This is a genomic window from Stenotrophomonas sp. Bg11-02, assembly GCF_002836635.1.
GTDB lineage: Bacteria > Pseudomonadota > Gammaproteobacteria > Xanthomonadales > Xanthomonadaceae > Stenotrophomonas > Stenotrophomonas lacuserhaii.
Map to the genome: position 1 here is coordinate 173770 of NZ_PJAY01000049.1, position 19467 is coordinate 193236.

Annotated in this window: 14 protein-coding genes; 6 read left to right on the top strand and 8 right to left on the bottom strand. The window is 67.2% G+C overall.

The window, feature by feature from the left end; translation table 11 throughout:
- Positions 1-466: 466 nt before the first annotated feature.
- Together ybaL and CXG43_RS04335 are read right to left on the bottom strand one after the other, a co-directional pair.
- Complete coding sequence (ybaL, locus tag CXG43_RS04330; protein ID WP_101098821.1) at positions 467-2170, bottom strand: YbaL family putative K(+) efflux transporter; 1704 nt, start codon at positions 2168-2170, stop codon at positions 467-469.
- Between the two features lie 128 nt (positions 2171-2298).
- Entirely contained in the window at positions 2299-4680 is a 2382-nt protein-coding gene (locus CXG43_RS04335) for a TonB-dependent receptor (protein WP_101098822.1), read from the bottom strand.
- A 326-nt stretch (positions 4681-5006) separates the two neighbouring features.
- Between CXG43_RS04335 and CXG43_RS04340 the strand changes: the two genes are divergently transcribed.
- Positions 5007-6872: an ABC-F family ATP-binding cassette domain-containing protein gene (locus CXG43_RS04340; protein WP_101098823.1), complete on the top strand. Its 1866-nt coding sequence runs from the start codon at positions 5007-5009 to the stop codon at positions 6870-6872.
- A 44-nt stretch (positions 6873-6916) separates the two neighbouring features.
- Here CXG43_RS04340 and CXG43_RS04345 read toward each other — a convergent pair whose 3' ends face one another.
- Positions 6917-7780, bottom strand: coding sequence for a LysR family transcriptional regulator (locus tag CXG43_RS04345; protein ID WP_101098824.1), 864 nt, complete (start codon positions 7778-7780; stop codon positions 6917-6919).
- Positions 7781-7959: 179 nt separating this feature from the next.
- On the opposite strand from CXG43_RS04345, the gene blaL2 reads away from it, so the two are divergent.
- Positions 7960-8856 (top strand): L2 family extended-spectrum class A beta-lactamase, encoded by an 897-nt coding sequence (gene blaL2, locus CXG43_RS04350; protein ID WP_101098825.1) that lies wholly within the window; start codon positions 7960-7962, stop codon positions 8854-8856.
- 60 nt (positions 8857-8916) lie between these two features.
- Here blaL2 and ggpS read toward each other — a convergent pair whose 3' ends face one another.
- Together ggpS and CXG43_RS04360 are read right to left on the bottom strand one after the other, a co-directional pair.
- A complete protein-coding gene (gene ggpS, locus CXG43_RS04355; protein WP_101098867.1) occupies positions 8917-11163 on the bottom strand; it encodes a glucosylglycerol-phosphate synthase in 2247 nt (748 codons plus the stop codon).
- Between the two features lie 68 nt (positions 11164-11231).
- On the bottom strand, positions 11232-12473 hold the full coding sequence (locus CXG43_RS04360; protein WP_101098826.1) for an MFS transporter: 1242 nt from the start codon (positions 12471-12473) through the stop codon (positions 11232-11234).
- A gap of 118 nt (positions 12474-12591) precedes the next feature.
- Here CXG43_RS04360 and CXG43_RS04365 point away from each other — a divergent pair, with 118 nt between their 5' ends.
- Positions 12592-12828, top strand: a complete 237-nt coding sequence (locus tag CXG43_RS04365) for a zinc ribbon domain-containing protein (protein WP_101098827.1) — start codon at positions 12592-12594, stop codon at positions 12826-12828.
- Positions 12829-12874: 46 nt separating this feature from the next.
- Positions 12875-13528: a hypothetical protein gene (locus CXG43_RS04370; RefSeq protein ID WP_101098828.1), complete on the top strand. Its 654-nt coding sequence runs from the start codon at positions 12875-12877 to the stop codon at positions 13526-13528.
- Between the two features lie 260 nt (positions 13529-13788).
- Here CXG43_RS04370 and CXG43_RS04375 read toward each other — a convergent pair whose 3' ends face one another.
- A complete protein-coding gene (locus CXG43_RS04375; protein ID WP_101098829.1) occupies positions 13789-14532 on the bottom strand; it encodes a DUF3011 domain-containing protein in 744 nt (247 codons plus the stop codon).
- A gap of 159 nt (positions 14533-14691) precedes the next feature.
- Here CXG43_RS04375 and aspS point away from each other — a divergent pair, with 159 nt between their 5' ends.
- A complete protein-coding gene (aspS, locus tag CXG43_RS04380; protein ID WP_101098830.1) occupies positions 14692-16443 on the top strand; it encodes an aspartate--tRNA ligase in 1752 nt (583 codons plus the stop codon).
- A gap of 84 nt (positions 16444-16527) precedes the next feature.
- Entirely contained in the window at positions 16528-17082 is a 555-nt protein-coding gene (locus CXG43_RS04385) for a GNAT family N-acetyltransferase (RefSeq protein WP_101098831.1), read from the top strand.
- A 12-nt stretch (positions 17083-17094) separates the two neighbouring features.
- On the opposite strand, the gene CXG43_RS04390 is transcribed toward CXG43_RS04385, so the two are convergent.
- The gene (locus CXG43_RS04390) at positions 17095-18921 is read right to left on the bottom strand and encodes a hypothetical protein (protein WP_101098832.1); all 1827 of its coding nucleotides are present in this window, start codon (positions 18919-18921) and stop codon (positions 17095-17097) included.
- Between the two features lie 16 nt (positions 18922-18937).
- Positions 18938-19327 carry a hypothetical protein gene (locus CXG43_RS04395; RefSeq protein ID WP_101098833.1) on the bottom strand — a complete coding sequence of 130 codons (390 nt, stop codon included), beginning with the start codon at positions 19325-19327 and terminating at the stop codon, positions 18938-18940.
- Between the last annotated feature and the right edge of the window lie 140 nt (positions 19328-19467).

The following is a 19467-nucleotide window of genomic DNA, read 5'->3' on the forward strand; positions in this document are numbered from 1 at the left end:
GCGCAGGGGCGCTGGGTGTGCTCCCCATGCGGCGTGTTGGCGCGAGGCATGTGAGGGCGGCGCCCCGCCGTCATTCTGGAACTTGCCGCTCACTCGTCTTGCAAGGCTGACATGGTCACATCGCACTGCGCGCGCTCCTCTGGAATCAGCCTGCAGCGTGGCGGCGGAGCGGGCGACTCAGGAAGGGGCGAAAGCGACCCGATGCTGCAGATGCGACGTTTCTGACAGGGCTCCTGTCCAGCGGCCAGGAGGCTTCACGCTTCGCGGCCTGCAAGCGCAGTGCTGATGATTTCCAGCTTGGTCCTCATCGCCGCGCGCCATCACCATCGGCATGGCGCTGCGCTACTCTGGAGCTGCCTCTCCAAGGGCGTGGCAACGCAGTCCCCGGCCGATGCGGGTCGGCCGGGGACAACCTTGTGCAGCCACATGCAGGCGCGCCGGCCCAGCCGCCGGTGGCGGCCAGGCCTCACACCACCGGAATGCTGTGCTGCTGGCCCATCGTGCGATACGGCGGCGTGGCCATGATCATCTCGGCCAGCGAGTACGCCAGCTCGCGTTCGGCCATTACCGTGCCGTCGGCACCATGTTCGAGCAGGTGACGCACTTCGGCGTCGCTGTGCGCACGCGCCAGCAGCGTCAGGCCGGGATTGATCGCGCGCAGCTTGGCCAGCGCCTCGCCGGCTTCCAGCGGCTGCGGAATCGCCAGCACGGCGATCTTGGCGCGCTCCGGGTGTGCTTCGGCCAGCACCCGATCGGCGGCGGCACTGCCGCGGATGGCCGCGATGCCGGCGGCATGCGCGCTTTCCACGTGTTCCTTGTTGTCATCGATGACCAGCACCGGCACACCTTTGTCGCGCAGAACCTGGGACAGTTCGCTGCCGACCCGGCCGTAGCCGATGACGATGGCATGGTCGTGCAGGTCACGCGAGGGGCCGTCGGCCTCTTCCGGCTCCGGCTCGGCCGGCTGCAGCGCGAGCTGGCGCGCCTGCCAGCGATCCAGCAGGCCGAACACCAGGGGGTTCAGCATGATTGATACCAGCGCGCCGGCCAGCACCAGGGACTGACCGGTGGGCGGCAGGATCTGCAGTGCAACGCCCAGGCCGGCGATGATGAAGGCGAACTCGCCGATCTGCGCCAGGCTGGCCGAGATGGTCAGCGCGGTACTGGTCGGGTGGCCAAACGCACGCACGATGAAGAACGCGGCGGCGGATTTGCCGAACATGATGATCAACACCGTCGCCAGCACCTGCCACGGGTGCTCGACGATGATCATCGGGTTGAACAGCATGCCGACCGAGACGAAGAACAACACGGCGAACGCATCGCGCAGCGGCAGTGAATCGGTAGCCGCCTTGTGGCTGAGTTCGGATTCGTTGAGCAGCATGCCGGCGAAGAAAGCGCCCAGCGCGAAGGACACGCCGAACAGCATCGCCGAGCCGAACGCCACGCCGAGGGCGATCGCCAGCACGGCCAGGGTGAACAGCTCGCGCGAGCCGGTGCCGGCGATGCGTTCCAGGATCCAGGGAATGACCCGGCGGCCGACCACCAGCATCACCGCCACGAACAGGCCGAGCTGCACGAAGGTCCAGCCGATGTCGGCCAGCACGCTGCCGATGCTGTGGTTCTGCTTGGCGGCATCGGGTCCGAACACCCCGGCCAGCACCGGCATCATCACCAGGGCCAGCACGCAGGCCAGGTCTTCGACGATCAGCCAGCCCACCGCGATCTTGCCGCGCAGGCTTTCCAGCAGCCGGCGTTCTTCCATCGCCCGCAGCAGCACCACGGTACTGGCGGTGGCCAGCGAGAAACCGAACACGATGCCGTGGATGGCCGGCCAGCCCATCAGGCTGGCCACGCCCCAGCCGAGCAGGGTGGCGACCAGGATCTGGCCGATCGCCCCGGGGATGGCGATGGCCTTCACCGCCATCAGGTCCTTCAGCGAAAAATGCAGGCCGACGCCGAACATCAGCAGCATGACGCCCAGTTCGGCCAGCTGGTTGGCCAGCGCCTGGTCGGCGACGAAGCCGGGAGTGAATGGACCTACGCAGATGCCAGCAACCAGATACCCGACCAACGGAGACAAGCGCAGCTTGTTGGCCAGCGCGCCGAAGATGAAGGCGAGCCCGAGGCCAACGGCAACGATGTTGATCAGGTCGGTGTCATGGTGCATCAGGTCTCGCAGGTGAATCGGGGGATGTCCCGATTTTCACCGATGGGCCCCGATACGGCAAACGCCGGGCATTGCCCGGCGTCTGTTGCAGTTCCATGCGACCGCGCCGGGCCAGGCCCGGCCGGCCCTTACCAGGTGTAGCGGATGCGGCCGTAGACGTAGGCGCCGTTGAAGCCGAACGGCGAGTAATTGCTGTACGGCAGCATGCCCCAGGTGGAGTTCTGCAGGTCCACGGTGCGGTCCGGGTATTCGTCCAGCAGGTTGTCCGCACCCAGGGTCAGGGTCCAGTTCTCGCTGGGCTTGTAGCTGGCCGAAGCATCCAGCACCCATTTCGCATCGTAGGTCTGGTCGCGGGTGGCGGTGGCCGAGTTGCGCACGGTGAAGCTGCCGTAGCGGGTGGCGGCCAGGCCCAGCTCCCAATGGTCCGACCGCCACGTGCCGCTGACGATGGCCTTGTCGCGCGGGAAGCTGTCTTCGATGCGGCCGATCTCATCACGCCCGATCAGCGCCTGGGTGATGCCGAGGGCCTGGAAGGCCGCCGGCGAGGCATCGAACTTCTGCACTTCGGTGTCGTTGTAGCTGTAGGCGGCGGTCAGCTCCAGGCTGCTCGCGCTGAACGGCACGGTGTAGCTGGCCACGGCATCGACGCCGCGGGTGCGGGTGTCCAGGCCGTTGGTGAAGTAGGAGAACGCGGTGACCTGCGGCAGGCCCAGGCCGGTCAGCAGGTCGGCCACGGCGGTGTTGCCGGTGGTGGTGATGTTGGACGACAGCGCAATGCGGTCGTCGATCTCGATCTGGTACGCATCCACGGTCAGGTACAGGCGGTCGATCGGCTGCAGCACCAGGCCGACGCTGTAGGAGGTGGAGGTTTCCGCCTTCAGCGGTGCCGAACCGAGAGCCTGTGCAGCGGCGCTGGCGGCCGGGAAGGTGCCGCGCTCGACGAAGCTGCCGTTGACGATCGTGCTGGTGACCGCCTGGTAGCTCTGCTGGGCCAGCGAAGGCGCACGGAAGCCACTGGAGGCAGTGGCGCGCAGGGCGACCTTGTCAGTGAAGGCGTAGCGCGCCGACAGCTTGCCGGAGAACTTGTCGCCGAAGTCCGAATAGTCCTCGTAGCGACCGGTGACACCGGCGGAGAACTTGTCGGTCAGGTCCGCTTCCAGCCCGGCGTACACCGCGTAGTTGTGGCGGTCCTCGTCGACGGCATTGATCGGGGTGAAGCCGGCGAAGCCCTGCGCACCGCTGCCGGTGTAGGAGTCCGGTTCACCCGGACGCTGCTCCCAGGTCTCGCGGCGGTATTCACCACCGAAGGACAAGGTGACCGGATAGGCCAGGCCCCAGTCCAGCGACTTGGTGAAGTCGGCGTTGAAGATGTCCTGGGTGTACTTCAGGGTGCCGTCGTAGAAGTCGCTCGGGCTGGTGGCGCCGAGGCTGTAATTGATGCTGTTGCGGGTGTGGAAGTCGAGCGTGTTCTCGCCGTGGTTGGCGCTCAGGTCCCAGGTCCAGCCACTTTCGGTGCTGCCCTTGACGCCGGCCACGACCGAACGGTCCTTGGAGTACTGGTTGATCTGCGGCACGTAGCCGTCCGGATAGACCTGGGCCAGCAAGGCGGTCTGGCCGCTGTGGTTGGGCGAGCGGTAGAACGCGAAGGAGGTAATGTCGCGGTTGCTGAGCAGTGCGTTGGCGTAACCGGTGACGTTGTCGCTGAAGGCGAAGCTGGCGTTGGCAGAGACCGCCGATGCATCGACCTGCGGATCGCCGACCACGAAGGTCTTTTCGCCGATGTCGGGGAAGTTGCCGGTATTCGGCGTCGTGCCCAGGTAGGGCCCGGCGCGGTTGCTTTCGTCCTGCTGGCTGTACTGGCCCGCCAGGTGGACCTGGCCGCGGCCGTCGCCGAAGGTGAAACCGGCGTCGCCGGAGAGCTGGTTCTTGTTGCCGTCGCCGGCCGCGTACTGGCCGTGGTCGATGGACAGGCTGCCACCGCTGCCGCTGCCCTTGAGCACGATGTTGACGACACCGGCGATGGCGTCTGAACCGTACTGGGCCGAAGCACCGTCGCGCAGCACTTCCACGCGTTCAATGGCGCCGATCGGGATGGCGTTGATGTCCACCGCCGAGGAGCCACGGCCGATGCTGCCGTTGACATTGATCATCGCCGAGGTGTGGCGGCGCTTTCCGTCCACCAGCACCAGCACCTGGTCCGGGGACAGCCCACGCAGCTGCGCCGGGCGGATGCCGCTGGTGCCGTCAGTGAGCGCCGGCCGCGGGAAATTCAGCGAGGGCAGGGCGCGCGAGAGCGCGGTGGCCAGTTCGGAGGTGCCGGTGGACTGCAGCGCCTCGGGGGTGATGATGTCGATCGGCGACTGCGATTCGGCGACCGTACGGTCGGCCACGCGGGTGCCGGTGACGATCACCGTGTCGAGCGTATTGGCGGTCTGTGCGGCGGCGGAGAAGGCGGACGCGCCGAGCACCAGGGCGACGGCGGCGGCGAGTTGGCTGGTCTTGCGGGTCATCAGGACGTGGCTCCGGTTGGGGGAGGCACCGGGGCGACATCTCGGGGAGCGGGACGGCGTTGTTGCGGTGCGCAATACAGCAATTAACGACAATTTAATCCGCTGTCAAATGACGGTAACGTCAAAAAACCGTTGCAGAAGCAACAATTTAGCCGCAAGGACAGCTTCGTGGGGAGGCGCCCGGAAGGGCGCCGGCCGACCTCCGTGGGAGAGAGAGGAACGACCTTGGCGCGCTGCCGGGATACGTCAAGTATTCGTTAACGTTAGAATTGCGTCGCAGGAAAGGTGCTCACCAGCACATTCCATTCCGTTATATGGACCCCCCGATGATCTCCCTCCGTAATTTCGCCTTGCGCCGCGGCGAGCGGCTGCTGTTGTCCAACGTCGACCTGACCCTGCATGCCGGTTACCGGGTGGGCGTGGTTGGCCGCAACGGTGCCGGCAAGTCCAGTCTGTTCGCCGCCGTGCAGGGCGAACTGGAAGCCGACAAGGGCGATGTCGACCTGCCCGGCAAGGTGCGTATTGCCAGCGTGGCCCAGGAAACGCCCTCACTGCCAGACCCGGCGTTGAGCTTCGTGCTGGGCGGCGACGTGGTGGTGGCCGCAGTGCTGGCCGAAGAAGCCGCCGCGACGGCCCGCGAGGACTGGGAAGCGGTGGCCGAAGCGCATACGAAGATGGCCGAAGTCGGTGCCTACGATGCCGAAGCGCGCGCCGGCAAGCTGCTGCATGGCCTGGGTTTCCCGGCGGATACGCATCACCGTGCGGTGTCCTCGTTCTCCGGCGGCTGGCGCGTGCGCCTGAACCTGGCTCGCGCGCTGATGATGCCCAGCGACCTGCTGCTGCTCGATGAGCCGACCAACCACCTGGACCTGGATGCGGTGTACTGGCTGGAACAGTGGCTGCTGAAGTATCCCGGCACGCTGCTGCTGATCTCGCATGACCGCGAGTTCCTGGACAACGTGGCGACCCACACGCTGCACCTGCATAACGGCGGCGCCAAGCTGTACACCGGCGGCTACACCGACTTCGAACGCCAGCGTTCGGAGCAGCTGCGCCAGCAGCAGATCGCCCACGAGAAGGAACAGAACGAGCGCGCCCACCTGCAGAGCTTCATCGACCGCTTCAAGGCCACCGCGTCCAAGGCCGCGCAGGCGCAGAGCCGCATGAAGCGCCTGGCGAAGATGGCCGGTACGGAAGCTGTGCGGGCCGAGCGCGAGTTCCGCATCGAGTTCGCGCCGCCGGCCAAGCTGCCGTTCTCGCTGATCCGCCTGAACCACGTGGAGGCCGGTTACGGCGCCGATTCGGTGATCCTGCACAACGTCGGCTTCGGCCTGGAAGCGGGCCAGCGCATCGGCCTGCTGGGCCCGAACGGCGCCGGCAAGACGACCCTGGTGAAGACCCTGGTCGGCGAGCTGGATCCGATCAGTGGTGATCGTGCCGCGCATCCGGACCTGAAGATCGGTTACTTCGCCCAGCATACGGTGGAGTCACTGCACGAAGGCCAGTCGCCGATGGAGCACTTCCGCGACATCGCCCCGGACGCGCCGAACCAGTCGTTCCGTGATTTCCTCGGCAAGTGGAATTTCGCCGGTGACCGCGCGTTCGAGTCGGTGGATGGCTTCTCCGGTGGCGAACGTGCACGGCTGGCGCTGGCGTTGATCGCCTACCAGCAGCCGAACGTGCTGCTGCTCGATGAGCCGACCAACCACCTTGACCTGGAAATGCGTGAGGCGCTGGCCGAAGCGCTGAGTGATTTCGAGGGCGCCATCGTGATGGTGTCGCATGACCGGCATCTGATCGGGCTGGTCTGCGACACGTTCTGGCGCGTGGCCGATGGCGTGGTGGAACCGTTCGACGGCGACCTGGATGAGTACGCGGCGTGGCTGCGTACGCGACCGCAGGCGCAGGGCACCAAGGCCAAGCTGGCCGAGGCCGTTGCACCGGTGGCGGTGAAGACCGAGCCGGTGGTGCAGGTGGTGCAGAAGAAGGCGCCCAACCCGCACAAGCTGGCGGCCGCGGAGGGCAAGGTGGCCGAGCTGGAAGCCAGCCTTGCCGAGCTGGACCGGCAGCTGGCCGATCCGTCCAACTACGCCGATGCCACGCGCATGGCGGTGCTGGGGCGCGATCGCGAAGCGACCGCAGCGCTGCTGGAGAAGGCCGAAGCGGCGTGGATGGCGCTGCTGGAAGGTTGACTGCCGTCTGCGCGTGCGGACCAAGGTCCGCACGCACAGGGGCGTCAGGCCGCGCCCTGCAGCCACGCGGCGAACCGCCGCGCGGGCTCGCGTTCGCTGCGTGAACGCAGCCGTGTCAGCCAGTAGCTGCCCAGCTCGACAGTCTGCGCGAACGGTTGCTGCAACCGGCCCTCGGCCAGTTCCTGTTCGAACATGCACAGCGGCAGCAGCGCGATGCCGGCGCCGCTGGTCGCCGCGGCAGCCAGGGTCAACGAGGAGTCGAAAACCGGCCCGCGCGCTTCCAGCCCGGTGATGCCTGCGGCCTGCAGCCAGCGCGGCCATTCATCAGCGCGGTAGGAACGCAGCAGCGGCAGACCGGCGAGGTCGGCGGGCACGCGCAGGCGGCGCGCCAGGCCCGGTGCGCACAATGGCGCGAATGGCGCGGGCAGCACGCGCGTGCAGACCTGCCCCTGCCAGTCGCCCTCGCCGAAGCGGATGGCCAGGTCCAGACCCTCGCCAGCCAGGTCGATGCGGTTGTTGTGGGTCTGCAGGCGCAGCTCGATGTCTGGATGGGCGGCCTGGAAATCGGCAAGCCGCGGCAACAGCCAGCCGGTGGCGAAGGTGCCGACCACGCCCAGCGTCAGGACTTCTTTCTCGCCGCTGCCGGTGAAGCGGGCCAGCGCCAGGCTGATCCGCTGGAAGGCCTCGTTCATCACCGGATACAGCGCCGCGCCCTCATCGGTGAGCGCCACGCCACGGGGCAGCCGATGGAACAGGCGAACGCCCAGCCGGTCTTCCAGGCCGCGGATCTGATGGCTGAGCGCGGCCTGGCTCACGCACAGTTCCAGCGCGGCGCGGGTCAGGTTCTGGTGGCGCGCGGCGGCCTCGAAGGCGCGCAGTGCGTTGAGCGGAAGCGAAGGCGACAACATGCGATGCCGTGTTGAGCTGGATTGATGGCGGATGGTAGCGTGCCGCGGCTATCTGGTCGCGGGGCATGGATCACGAGCGTCCAGCCATGAGAATTTCATGGGGCTTACCCTGAAAGGTCGCGATGGTCGGTAGGTCTGCCGGCGACCACCATGGGGACCTCACCGTCTGGAGAACGCCCATGCTGTCGCGCCGCCATTTCCTGCAGACCAGTGCCCTCGCGCTGGCATCATCACTTGCCGTTCCGGGCCCGGCACGCAGCGCGCCCGGCCCGGCTGCGGCCACCATCGCCACGGCTGCGGACTTCGCCGCGCTGGAAAAAGCCAGCGGCGGGCGGCTCGGGGTGACCCTGCTGGACACCCGCACCGGCAAGCGGGTGGGGCACCGCCAGGACGAACGCTTCCCGATGTGCAGCACGATCAAGTGGATGCTCGCGGCCGCAGCGCTGCACCGCGCCGAGCGGCAGCCGGGCTTCCTCGACGAGCGGCTGCCGATGCGCGCGGAGGACCTGATCGACCATGCGCCGACGACCCGCCGGCACGTGGGCAAGGACCTGAGCGTGCGCGACCTGTGCCGCACGACGATGGTGACCAGCGACAACCCGGCGGCGAACCTGCTGCTGCGCCACCTGGGCGGGCCGCCGGCGCTGACGGCGTTCATGCGTTCCCACGGTGATGCGGTGACCCGCAGTGACCGGTACGAGCCGGAACTCAACCGGTTCACGCTGGGCGACCCGCGCGACACAACCAGTCCCGCCGCCAGCGCGGCCAGCCTGCAGCGGTTCGTGCTCGGCGATGCGCTGCGGCCGGCATCGCGGCAGCAGCTGGCGGACTGGCTGATCGACAACGAGACCGGCGATGCGACGCTGCGGGCCGGGCTGGACAAGCGATGGCGGGTCGGTGACAAGACCGGCAGCAACGGCAAGGACACGCGCAACGACATCGGCGTGCTGTGGCCGCTGGGCGGTGGCACCGCGTGGGTGCTCACCGCTTACCTGCAGGGCGCCAGCGTGGACGGCGGCCAGCGCGATGCGGTGCTGGCCCGGGTGGCCGCGCTGGCGGAGCGGATGACCGGCTGACGCAGGGCGAGCAAGCTCGCCCGCTACGCAAGTAGTGTCGAGCCTGCTCGACACCGGGTGCTAGGCGGCCTTGCCGCTGCCTTCCACTGCTTCCAGGAACTCGCGTCCCCAGCGGTCCACGTCGTAGTACTCCACGATGCCGTGCAGCTGGCGCTGGCGCGCTTCGGCCTCTTCTTCAGGCATCAGCAGCGCCTGCATCAGGCCGGCGGCCAGATCGGCCGGATCATGCGGATTGGTCAATACCGCGCCTTTCAGCTCAGCGGCCGCACCGGCGAACTCGCTCAACACCAGCACCCCGTTGCTGCCTTCGATGCCATGGGTGGCGATGAACTCCTTGGCCACCAGGTTCAGGCCATCGCGCAGCGGGGTGATCCACATCACCTGCGCGGCCGCATAGTGCGCCACCACCTGCTCGAACGGCAGGGCCTTGGCGAAGAAGCGCACCGGCGTCCAGTCCAGCCGGGCGAAGCGGCCGTTGATGCGGCCGACCGCCTGTTCGATCTGGTTCTGCAGGGTGCGGTACACGGTCATTTCGCGTGCGGCCGGCACGCAGACCATCAGCAGGGTGACCTTGCCGCACTGCTCCGGATGCTGCTCCAGCACCCGTTCAAAGGCTTCCAGCTTGGCCAGCGTGCCCTTGGTGTAGTCCAGCCGTTCCACCGACAGCACCAGCTTGCGCGCGCCGATTTCGCGGCGGAGCTTGAAGATGTCGTTGCGCACGTCGCCGCGCGCCAGGGTGTCGTGGATGCGGCCGAGGTCGGTGCCGACCGGATGGGCACCCAAGGCGACATCGCGGTCGCCCACGCGCAGGCGGGTGGTCATGGTGTCCAGCCCCACCGCGCAGCCGTAGGTAAGGAAGCGCGGGGCGCAGTTTTCCCAGGCCAGGCGCTCCACCGGTGCGGCACCGCGGACCACGTCCACGAAGTTCTCCACCTGGCGCGGGATGTGGAAGCCGATGTAATCGCACGAAAGCAGGCTGCCGATGATCTCGCGGCGCCACGGCACCACGTTGAACACATCCGCCGAAGGGAAATAGGTGTGGTGGAAGAAGGCGATCTTGACGTCCGGGCGCAGCTCGCGCAGGTAGGCCGGCACCATCCACAGGTTGTAGTCGTGGATCCATACGGTGGCCCCGTGCGCCGCTTCGGCCGCGGTGGCTTCGGCGAACTTGCGGTTGACCTTCAGGAACACCTGCCAGTCGTCTTCGCGGAAGCGCGCGCGTTCCCAGAACACGTGCAGCATCGGCCAGAACGCTTCCTTGGAAAAGCGCTTGTAGAAGATGTCCACTTCCTGCCGGCTCAGGGGGACGCGGGTGGCGCGCAGGGTGGGGTATTGCGCCTGGTCCACCTGCACGTGGCGCTGGAACGGCCGGTGCTTGGGATCATCGATGCCCCAGGCGATCCAGCTGCCTTTCTGCCCGCCCTTGAAGAAGCTCAACAGCGAGGGAATGATGCCGTTCGGCGAGCGCGGCGGACGCTGCACCAGCTTGCCGTCCTCGATCGCTTCATCGAAGGGCAGGCGATGGTAGACCATCAGCAGCTGGGCGCCGTCGTGCGATACCGGCGCGGGTGCGGCCAGGTGGGGATCGCGGGCGTCGAGCAGCTTGAAATGGGTGATTGCTTCGAGGATGCCGCCGCAGCCGGGGGCCTGCGCGTGCAGGGTGCGCTGTTGCCCGGCGGTGGCCTCCAGCAGTGCCGGTTCGGACTGGCCCACACACACGCCGCGGAACCCGGCGACGTACATGGAAAGGTCGTTGAGGGTGTCACCGGCGACCAGGATGCGCTCCACGGGCAGCCCCAGCGTGCGCGCCAGCGCGGCCAGCGTGCGTCCCTTGTCGGTGCCCGGCGGCAGGATGTCGAGATAACGGTCGGCCGAATACAGCACATCGCAGCCCAGCGAGCGTGCGGTCTGTTCGATCTGCGCGCGCAGCGGTGCGAGCGTCTTCGGATCGCAGAAGTACGAGCAGCGGCGTTCCTGCGGCACGTCCTGGCGCTGCAGCGCGGTGTAGGGGCGCATCGCGGCAGCCACCACGTGCTCGCCGGGCCAGTGCGCTTCGATCATCGACTGAAGCGGCTGCAGGGGTTGCAGGGTGTGGCCATCGACCACGGTGGCACCGACATCGCAGACGATGTAGTCCGGGCGCGGGATCGAGGGATCGGACAGCAGCGGCAACACGGCTTCCAGCCCGCGGCCGGTGATGAAAATGAGCTGGATCCCGGGATGCTGGTCGATCAGCCGGTAGAGGCGGTGGCGCTGTTCGGCGCTGCCTGCCAGGAAGGTGCCATCCAGGTCGGTGGCCAATATCAGTTGCGGCGGTGCTGCGGTTTCAACAGCGGGGATTACGGGTTCGGTAGCAGAGGGAGGGCTTCCAACAGTCAATGCGGTTCCTTTTCAGGGTGGAGGGGAGTTTCGGTTTCGGGCATCAGTTCCAGCGCCGAAGGCGTGGTGCGCAACATCGCGCGGAACGGTGCCGGATGGGTACGCAGGCGGGCGTGCGAAAGCAGCCGCATGCCGGTGAAGACGGCCAGGCAGGTCAACACGGCCGCGAAGTACAGCGGCAGCGCGGGGGCGCCGAAGCGACTCATCAGCGCGCCGGCGATGGCCGGACCGACCGCCGCGCCGACGCCATGCACCAGCAGCAGGCTGCTGCAGCCGGACAGCAGGTCTTCGCTGGCCAGGTAATCGAGCATGTGCGCCACCGCGAACGGGTACAGCGCGAACACCAGCCCGCCGTAGCAGAACACCAGCAGGAACATTACGTGCAGCTGCTGCTGGATCAATGGCATGGCCGCCAGCACCGCCAGTCCGGCGGCGGCCAGGCTTACGGTCATCAGGCCGATACGCCGGTCGTGGCCATCGCTGATGCGGCCGAGCGGCCATTGCAGCAGGGCGCCGCCGGCGATGGCGGCCAGCATGAACAACGGCACGCCATCGCCGCTGAGGCCGATGTCCCCGGCGAATACCGGCAACAGGCCCCAGAACGGACCCATCGCCAGCCCGGACAGGCCGGCGGCCACGGTGGCCACCGGCGCCAGGGTATACAGGTTGCCAAGCTTGAGACGCGGCACGTTGGGCACGTCCGGCTGCTGCAGGCGGGTGGCGGTGACCGGCAGCATCGCCGCGCACACCAGCAGTGCGGTGACGGTGAACATCGCCGCCGCGCCCGCATCGCCAAGCATCAGCAGCACCTGCCCCAGTGCCAGCGCGGACAGGTTGATCATCATGTACAGCGAAAACACCCGGCTGCGCCGCTGCGGATCGGGTTCGGCGTTGAGCCAGCTTTCGATGACGGTATACAGGCCGACCAACGCGATGCCGGTGACCACCCGCAGCAGGCCCCAGCCCCACGGATCCAGCCACAGCGGATGCAGCAGCACCGCCATGGTGGCGAGGGCGGCGTGGAAGGCGAAGGCGCGGCTGTGGCCCATGCGCCGGATCAGCGGCGGGGCAGTGAAAGTGCCAACGAAGAAGCCGGCAAAATAACCGGACATCACCCAGCCCAGCGCGTTGGCGCTGAAGCCTTCCAGCCCGCCGCGCACAGCCAGCAGGGTGCCCAGCAGACCGCCGCCGGTAAGCAGCAAAGCCACGCCAAGCAGCAGTGAAGTCAGCCGCAACATGGGTGCGACCTTCGTGGGGAAGGTTTGGCAAACACGTCACCGACCTTAACACAGGGGGCCTGCCGGGCCGCTTGCAATGCCTTAACATGCGCGCCTGATTTCCTACCTGACAACTACGATGCCGATCTACGGATTCGCCTGCGCCGACTGCGGCTACGCCTTTGACCGCCTGCAGAAGATTGCCGATGCAGACCCGACGCAGTGCCCGTCCTGTGGCAAGGAAACGGTGAAGCGGCAGATCACCGCGCCCTCGTTCCGGCTGGCTGGCGGAGGCTGGTATGAGACCGATTTTGGCTCCAACAAGAAGAACCTGGCGGAAAAGCCCGCAGCGGCGGCACCTGCGAAGAGCGAGTAAGCACAGAGGGTTTGCGCCATGCGGCTTGGCTGGGTAGGGTGGAGCGATGAACCTGCTCCGGACCTCTTCCCTCACTATGCTGCTGGCCCTTGCAGGGTGCAGCGACCCTTCCCCTGATCCGGTGGCGCAGGAAGTGTCCAACGCGCCGGCCGATGCTTTCCTTGCCAGCGTGGCCGCCTACTGTGGCAAGGCCTTTGCTGGACAGGTGGTGGAAGACAACCCGGCCAGCACCGGCCCGGACCCGTTCGCGGGCAAGCGGCTGGTGATGCACGTGCGGGGCTGCGAGGACCCGGCCCACCAGCTGCGGATACCGTTCCACGTCGGCGATGACCATTCGCGCACCTGGGTGCTGAGCCGTACCGAGAGCGGGCTGCGCCTGAAGCACGACCACCGGCATGCCGACGGCAGCCCGGATGCGATCAGCCTGTATGGCGGCGACAGCAGGCGCCCGGGTACGGCACAGCGCCAGGAGTTCCCGGCCGACACCGATTCGGTGGCGATGTTCCGCAAGGCGGACATGCTGGCGTCCACGCATAACACCTGGGCGATGGAGATCGATCCGGATCGGCAGTTCGTCTACGAATTGACCCGGCCCGATGGGCGACGCTTCCGCGTGGTATTCGACCTTTCGCGGCCGGTGGCATTGCCACCAGCACCGTGGGGCGCGCGCACGCCGTCTCCGGAGGGATCCGCCGGGTAGCGCCGAGCCATGCCCGGCGAGCGCAGCGGCAGGGCGTGACGACCAACGGTCGTCACTACCGAAGCAGGGGTAGCGCCGAGCCATGCTCGGCGAGCGCAGCGGCAGGGCGTGACGACCAACGGTCGTCACTACCGAAGCAGGGGTAGCGCCGAGCCATGCTCGGCGAGCGCAGCGGCAATAGCGTGACGACCAACGGCCGTCACCCACCAGGCAGCAGGCCAGCAATCGGACGGCCAGCGGCCGTCACTACCCGGAGCGGGTCAGCGCACGCCGAAGCGCGCGCGGCAGCCGTTGGCGACCCACAGGCTGCCATTGCTGTAGCCCCAGGTCTGGTTTTCGCGACAGGCGCTGCCGGACAGCTGTTCGATCAGCACCGGGCGGCCGCGGCGTGCTTCCCACGCGCAGCTGGAGCGGCGCTTGTCGTTGCTGCTGCAGGTAACACTGTAGTTGTTGTTGGCCCCGCCCCAGCCGCCGCCCCAGTTGCCTCCGCTGGAGCCGCGGGCTTCGGCGAACTCGCCGCGGCAGCCGCCGTTGACCCAGACCGCACCATTACGGGTGCCCCAGGTGCGGCCTTCCACGCAGGCCGTGCCGGAGATCTGCCGGACCAGCCGGGCATTGCGCCAGCCCGTGTTGCAGACCCGCTCGCGGTTGTTCTGGCTCTCGCAGCGGATGTTGCCGCCGTTCTGCCCGCCGCCGCCCCAGTTGCCGCCGTTGCCACCGCTGCCACCTCCGCGCAGCGAGGTGGCGATGTCCTGCTTGATGCGCGAAAAGCCCCATCCGGAGTTGACCTGGGCCAGGTAGAACCGCAGCTGGTCATCGGGAATACGGCGTCCGTTGGACTGTTCGGCATACTCCTGGCTGATCACCCGGGTCCGGTCACTGCTGGAAAGCTGGGTCAGGTTCTCCGGCGCATAGGCACGTGTGCCGATCTGGGCATGGGCGGGAAACAGCGGGGCAGAGCAGGCAAGCGCGGCGGCCAGGCAGGCCAGGGTCCAGCGGTTCATGGCGACATCCCCGAGCGGTCGATGGTGCGCGAATATAGGAACGAACTGGATTAAATCGGCGTGACTGCCGAGGATTTGCCCCCGGTGGGGGCTCGGCCCCAGAATAACGGGCTTTCCGGTCCTTCCTGGCGCCGGCGTACAACAGCGGAGCTTTCCCCCATGCGTACCCACTTCTGCGGCCTGGTCGACGAGACCCTGATCGGCCAGACTGTCACCCTCGCCGGCTGGACCGACGTGGCCCGTAACCAGGGCGGCGTGTGCTTCATCGATCTTCGCGATCATGAGGGCATCGTGCAGGTGACGGTGGAGGTCGACAATGCCGAAGTGTTCGCCGTGGCCGCCTCGCTCGGTTACGAGGACGTGCTGCAGGTGGAAGGCGTGGTGCGTGCCCGCCACGCAGTCAACGACAAGATGGCCACCGGCAAGGTCGAAGTGATCGCCACCGCCATCACCGTGCTCAACAAGGCCGCGCCGTTGCCGTTCCATGCACACGAGAACCCGGGCGAAGAAACCCGCCTGAAGTACCGTTACCTGGACCTGCGCCGCCCGGAGATGCAGCGCATGCAGCGCACCCGCATCAAGCTGGTGCAGGCGCTGCGCCGCCACCTGGACGAGCGTGGCTTCCAGGACATCGAAACCCCGATCCTGACCAAGGCCACCCCGGAAGGCGCGCGGGACTTCCTGGTGCCGGCGCGCATGCACCCGGGCGAGTTCTACGCGCTGCCGCAGAGCCCCCAGCTGTTCAAGCAGATCCTGATGGTGGCCGGCTTCGACCGCTACTACCAGATCGCGCGCTGCTTCCGCGACGAGGCCCTGCGTGCCGACCGCCAGCTGGAGTTCACCCAGCTGGACATGGAATTCGCCTTCGTGCGCGAGCAGGACGTGCAGGATTTCGTCGAGGACATGATCCGCGGCATCTTCAAGGAGGTGGTCGACGTGGAGCTGGCCGCCCGCTTCCCGCGCATGACCTGGGCCGAGGCGATGCGTCGTTATGGTTCGGACAAGCCGGACCTGCGCATCACGCTGGAGCTGGTGGACGTGGCCGAGCTGGTCAAGTCCAGCGGGTTCCCGGTGTTCAGCACGGCCGCCAACGATGCCGACGGCCGCGTCGCCGCGCTGCGCATCCCGGGCGGTGGCAGCCTGAGCCGCAAGCAGATCGACGAGTACGCCGCCCACGCCGCCAAATACGGCGCCAAGGGCCTGGCCTACATCAAGATCAGCGACACCGGCGAGGTCAGCTCGCCGATCCAGAAATTCTTCACCGAAGACGGCTTTGCTGCGCTGCTGGCCCACGTCGGCGCTGGCAATGGGGACATTGTGTTCTTCGGCGCGGGCGGCTACAACAAGGTGTCCGATTTCATGGGCGCGCTGCGTCTGAAGGCGGGCAAGGACTTCGGCCTGGTCGCCGATGGCTGGGCACCGCTGTGGGTGACTGACTTCCCGATGTTCGAATGGGACGAGGAAGCGCAGCGCTACGTCGCCCTGCACCACCCCTTCACCGCGCCTGCGGTGGATGACATCGCCGATCTGCGCGCGCATGCCAGGACCGCGGTGTCGCGCGGCTATGACATGGTGCTCAACGGCAACGAGATCGGCGGCGGCTCGATCCGTATCCACCGTCCGGACATGCAGAGCGCGGTGTTCGAGCTGCTCGGCATCGATGCCGAAGAAGCCCGTGCCAAGTTCGGCTTCCTGCTGGATGCGCTGAACTACGGCGCGCCGCCGCACGGTGGCATCGCCTTCGGCATCGACCGCATCGCCGCGCTGATGGCCGGTACCGAGTCGATCCGCGACGTCATCCCGTTCCCGAAGACCACCGGCGCGCAGTGCCTGATGACCGATGCACCGTCGCCGATCGCCGATGCGCAGCTGGCCGAAGTGCACATCCAGGTACGTCCCAAGAAGGGCTGAGGCCGCTCCAAGGGCTGTCGTGCACAGGCCGGCAGCCTTTCCCAACCACGCCGTCGCGACGGCTCGATGCTACGAGGCAAGCACATGGTCCTGGGTTCCTATGCGATCCGCCGTGCCAGCGTCGACGACGCTGCGATCCTGTCGGTGCTGGCCGCGCGCACCTTCACCGAGACCTTCGGCCATCTGTATCCGCCCCGGCACCTGCAGGATTTCCTCGACGAAAACTATGCGGTGGAGCGCCAGCGGATCATCCTGGCGCACCCGGATTACGCGGTGTGGCTGCTGGAACATGACGGTGTGGCGATCGGCCACGCGGCGGCCGGTCCATGCGGCCTGCCGCATCCGGACGTGCAGCCCGGCGACGGCGAACTGAAGCGGCTGTACCTGATCAAGGCCGAGCAGAGTTGCGGCTGGGGCAGCCGGTTGCTGGAGACCGCGCTGGCCTGGCTGGAGCGCGGCGGCCCGCGCCCGCTGTGGCTGGGGGTGTGGTCGGAAAACTTCGGCGCGCAGCGCTTCTATGCCCGCTACGGCTTCCAGAAAGTGGGCGAGTACCTGTTCCCGGTCGGTGAAACCAACGACCTTGAGTTCATCCTGCGGCGGCCGCTGGTCGCTGCCGCCGATACCCCGGCGACAGCATGAGCACCGTCCAGATCAGCTGGCGCCCGGTGCGGCGCCGAAGGTGCCGGGCAACGCAGCGGTCTGCATCGCCGTTGTACGGCTGCGCGTCATCGCTACCAGCAGTTTCAGTTCGTTGCTGCTGAGGAGGCCGCGGGCCAGGTCGTCCTCCATCCGGGACAGCGACTGCTGCCGATCGGGCCAAGGTCCGTACACCGGATCTGCGGCACCCCGTTCCAGCCTGCGCTGCAGGGTCTCGCTGAGCAGGCTGCGCAGCGCGTTGTCGCGGAAGGTTTCGCTTTCCTTGTTGAGGTAGCCGGTGGTGTGGTTGGTGATCAGCCGGTGGTAGGGAATGACTCCCTGCCAGCAGGCGTGGCGTTCGGGGGTGAACATGTCCTTGTGCTCCAGGTAGATCACCTGGTGTCCCATCAGCGCGAACGGTTCCAGTGCGCCGCTACGGATGCCGATCACCGGGCCACCGACGGTATCCAGCAGCTTGTGCATGAAGTACCACTGATGCTCGCGAGGGGCCAGCACGCGCTCACCATCCAGTTCCGCTGCCCAGAAGCGGCCGATATGGGGATGCAGCTTCGGTCGGTACGGATGGCGGTCGGTGAGACGATCCTCACCGTTCTCATCGCGTGCGCGGTTGATATAAGTATCGGCGATGCAATACACCGGCGAGCCTGCGTGTTCCAGTGCGTCGGCGATCTGCTCGAACATCATTGGCCTTGAAATGGCCTCTGCCTCGCGGGCATTGGCGTATTCGCGATCGGCGATCCACAACGCGGCCGCGCCGGGCTGGATGCCCTGTTCGGCGATGACCGTGTCGACCAGTGCATCGATGCGTTCGCGCTCGACCGGGTGGACCAGCGCGACGAGTTTGTCGCGGACATCGATGCAGCGCGCTTCAGGCGACAGGTCCGGATCGCGGAAGCGACGCGCGATCAGCTCGGTCGTGGCGGATATGTGGAACACGTGCGTGGCCTCATGCTCGTCGCCGCCGACCAGCGGCGAGGGCGCACCCGCCACGTGCTTGAAATCAGCACGCGTAGCGCTGTCGTCCAGCGATTCACGCGCATTCTTCAGGCTTGCACCGGTGTATTCGTACAGCGACACGCGATGCGCTGCATCCTGCTGCCCGCTGGTCCCCAGCGCGCTGCGGATGACCTCGAAGGCTTCGCGGGCATGATGTTGTTCGGCTGCGTTGCCGCGGCTGTAGGCGATGGACACGTTGAGCCGTGGATTGATCAACGTGGCGAGGATCAATGAATAGCGATCACCCGTGGCATAGCCCGGCAGGAAGGTGTGGATTGCTGCATCGGCGGCATCCAGCGCCGCGCGGAACGGCATGTCGCGGGCATGCAGGTACGGCACGCCCTGGCCGGTGGCGGGGTCCATCCGATAGGCCTGTCGTGTCTTGACGTCCTGCAGGGGCACCTGCAGGTCCAGGCGCTGCGCCTGCTCGCGCACCTGGGCCAAGGCGGCCTGGCCAATTTCCTGACGGACGCTCTGGTTGTCATGCGAATGGTTCTGGTAGGCCTGCAGATACAGGTCGCGGGTGGCGCTGTCGGCAGGGTTGGCCGCGGAGAAGAAGGTCGCCGGACGGATCCGCTGTTCTGCGGCAGGGACTTCGACACTGCGGCCCATCATCGTGACGCATGGCCAGCCGGCGATGAACTTCTGCCAATCACGCCCGACGTCGAACTCGGCTGCGGCCCGCGACTGGTTGAGGACCGGCGCGGCCGGTCCGGCCGCGCAGAACAGCAGCGAGGCGTGCTCGTGGATGGGAGACGCCGGTGCATGCGGCGGCGCAGGGGGCAGCAGGGCGGGGGAGGTCTGGGAAATGGTCAACGTCGGCATGTGGGGATCCGAAGGGTCAGAGGGAGGCGAGCAGGTGGCGGCGAATGCACTGCAGGCGCTGCAATGCACCTGGCAGGTCGTCCAGGGCGGGCGACTCGCGGGCATGGGCCTGGATCAGCCGCAGTACACCGCTGCTGATGTCCAGGGCGATGCAGGCGCCGCCCATGGCGTGCGGGTCGTGATGGTGGGCGAGCAGGGCGCGCAGCCGGTGTTCACTGCAGCGCAGCCCGTCATCGGCCAGCTGGCAGTGCAGCAGCAGGTGGTCGTCGGTGACTTCCAGGTGCCATTCCACTCCGCCTTCGTCGAGAAGCGTGTAGGCAGCAGCAGGAACGTCCAAAGGCAGGGGCAGGCGGTGCGCGGCGCGCTGCAGGATCGGCAGCGCCCACGCCTGTGTGTAAGCGGTCATCGTGATACAGCTTCGGGAAACGGAGGCATAGCCTGCGCATTGCGAAGCTGGGAAGCCTGAGTCATGCGTTAACCACTGCGAAATCAATCAAATCGAAGATTTCGAGTGGCAATTTTGGCGGGTAAATCGGCATTACCCAT

Bases quoted from the DNA above. Each gene is read 5' to 3' on its own strand.
- CXG43_RS04370 (WP_101098828.1), top strand. From the start codon at position 12,875: ATGAACCTGCTCCGGACCTCTTCCCTCACTATGCTGCTGGCCCTTGCA.
- CXG43_RS04385 (WP_101098831.1), top strand. From the start codon at position 16,528: ATGGTCCTGGGTTCCTATGCGATCCGCCGTGCCAGCGTCGACGACGCT.
- CXG43_RS04360 (WP_101098826.1), bottom strand. From the start codon at position 12,473: ATGTTGCGGCTGACTTCACTGCTGCTTGGCGTGGCTTTGCTGCTTACC.
- CXG43_RS04340 (WP_101098823.1), top strand. From the start codon at position 5,007: ATGATCTCCCTCCGTAATTTCGCCTTGCGCCGCGGCGAGCGGCTGCTG.
- CXG43_RS04345 (WP_101098824.1), bottom strand. From the start codon at position 7,780: ATGTTGTCGCCTTCGCTTCCGCTCAACGCACTGCGCGCCTTCGAGGCC.
- CXG43_RS04365 (WP_101098827.1), top strand. From the start codon at position 12,592: ATGCCGATCTACGGATTCGCCTGCGCCGACTGCGGCTACGCCTTTGAC.
- ybaL (WP_101098821.1), bottom strand. From the start codon at position 2,170: ATGCACCATGACACCGACCTGATCAACATCGTTGCCGTTGGCCTCGGG.
- CXG43_RS04395 (WP_101098833.1), bottom strand. From the start codon at position 19,327: ATGACCGCTTACACACAGGCGTGGGCGCTGCCGATCCTGCAGCGCGCC.
- aspS (WP_101098830.1), top strand. From the start codon at position 14,692: ATGCGTACCCACTTCTGCGGCCTGGTCGACGAGACCCTGATCGGCCAG.
- CXG43_RS04335 (WP_101098822.1), bottom strand. From the start codon at position 4,680: ATGACCCGCAAGACCAGCCAACTCGCCGCCGCCGTCGCCCTGGTGCTC.
- CXG43_RS04390 (WP_101098832.1), bottom strand. From the start codon at position 18,921: ATGCCGACGTTGACCATTTCCCAGACCTCCCCCGCCCTGCTGCCCCCT.
- blaL2 (WP_101098825.1), top strand. From the start codon at position 7,960: ATGCTGTCGCGCCGCCATTTCCTGCAGACCAGTGCCCTCGCGCTGGCA.
- CXG43_RS04375 (WP_101098829.1), bottom strand. From the start codon at position 14,532: ATGAACCGCTGGACCCTGGCCTGCCTGGCCGCCGCGCTTGCCTGCTCT.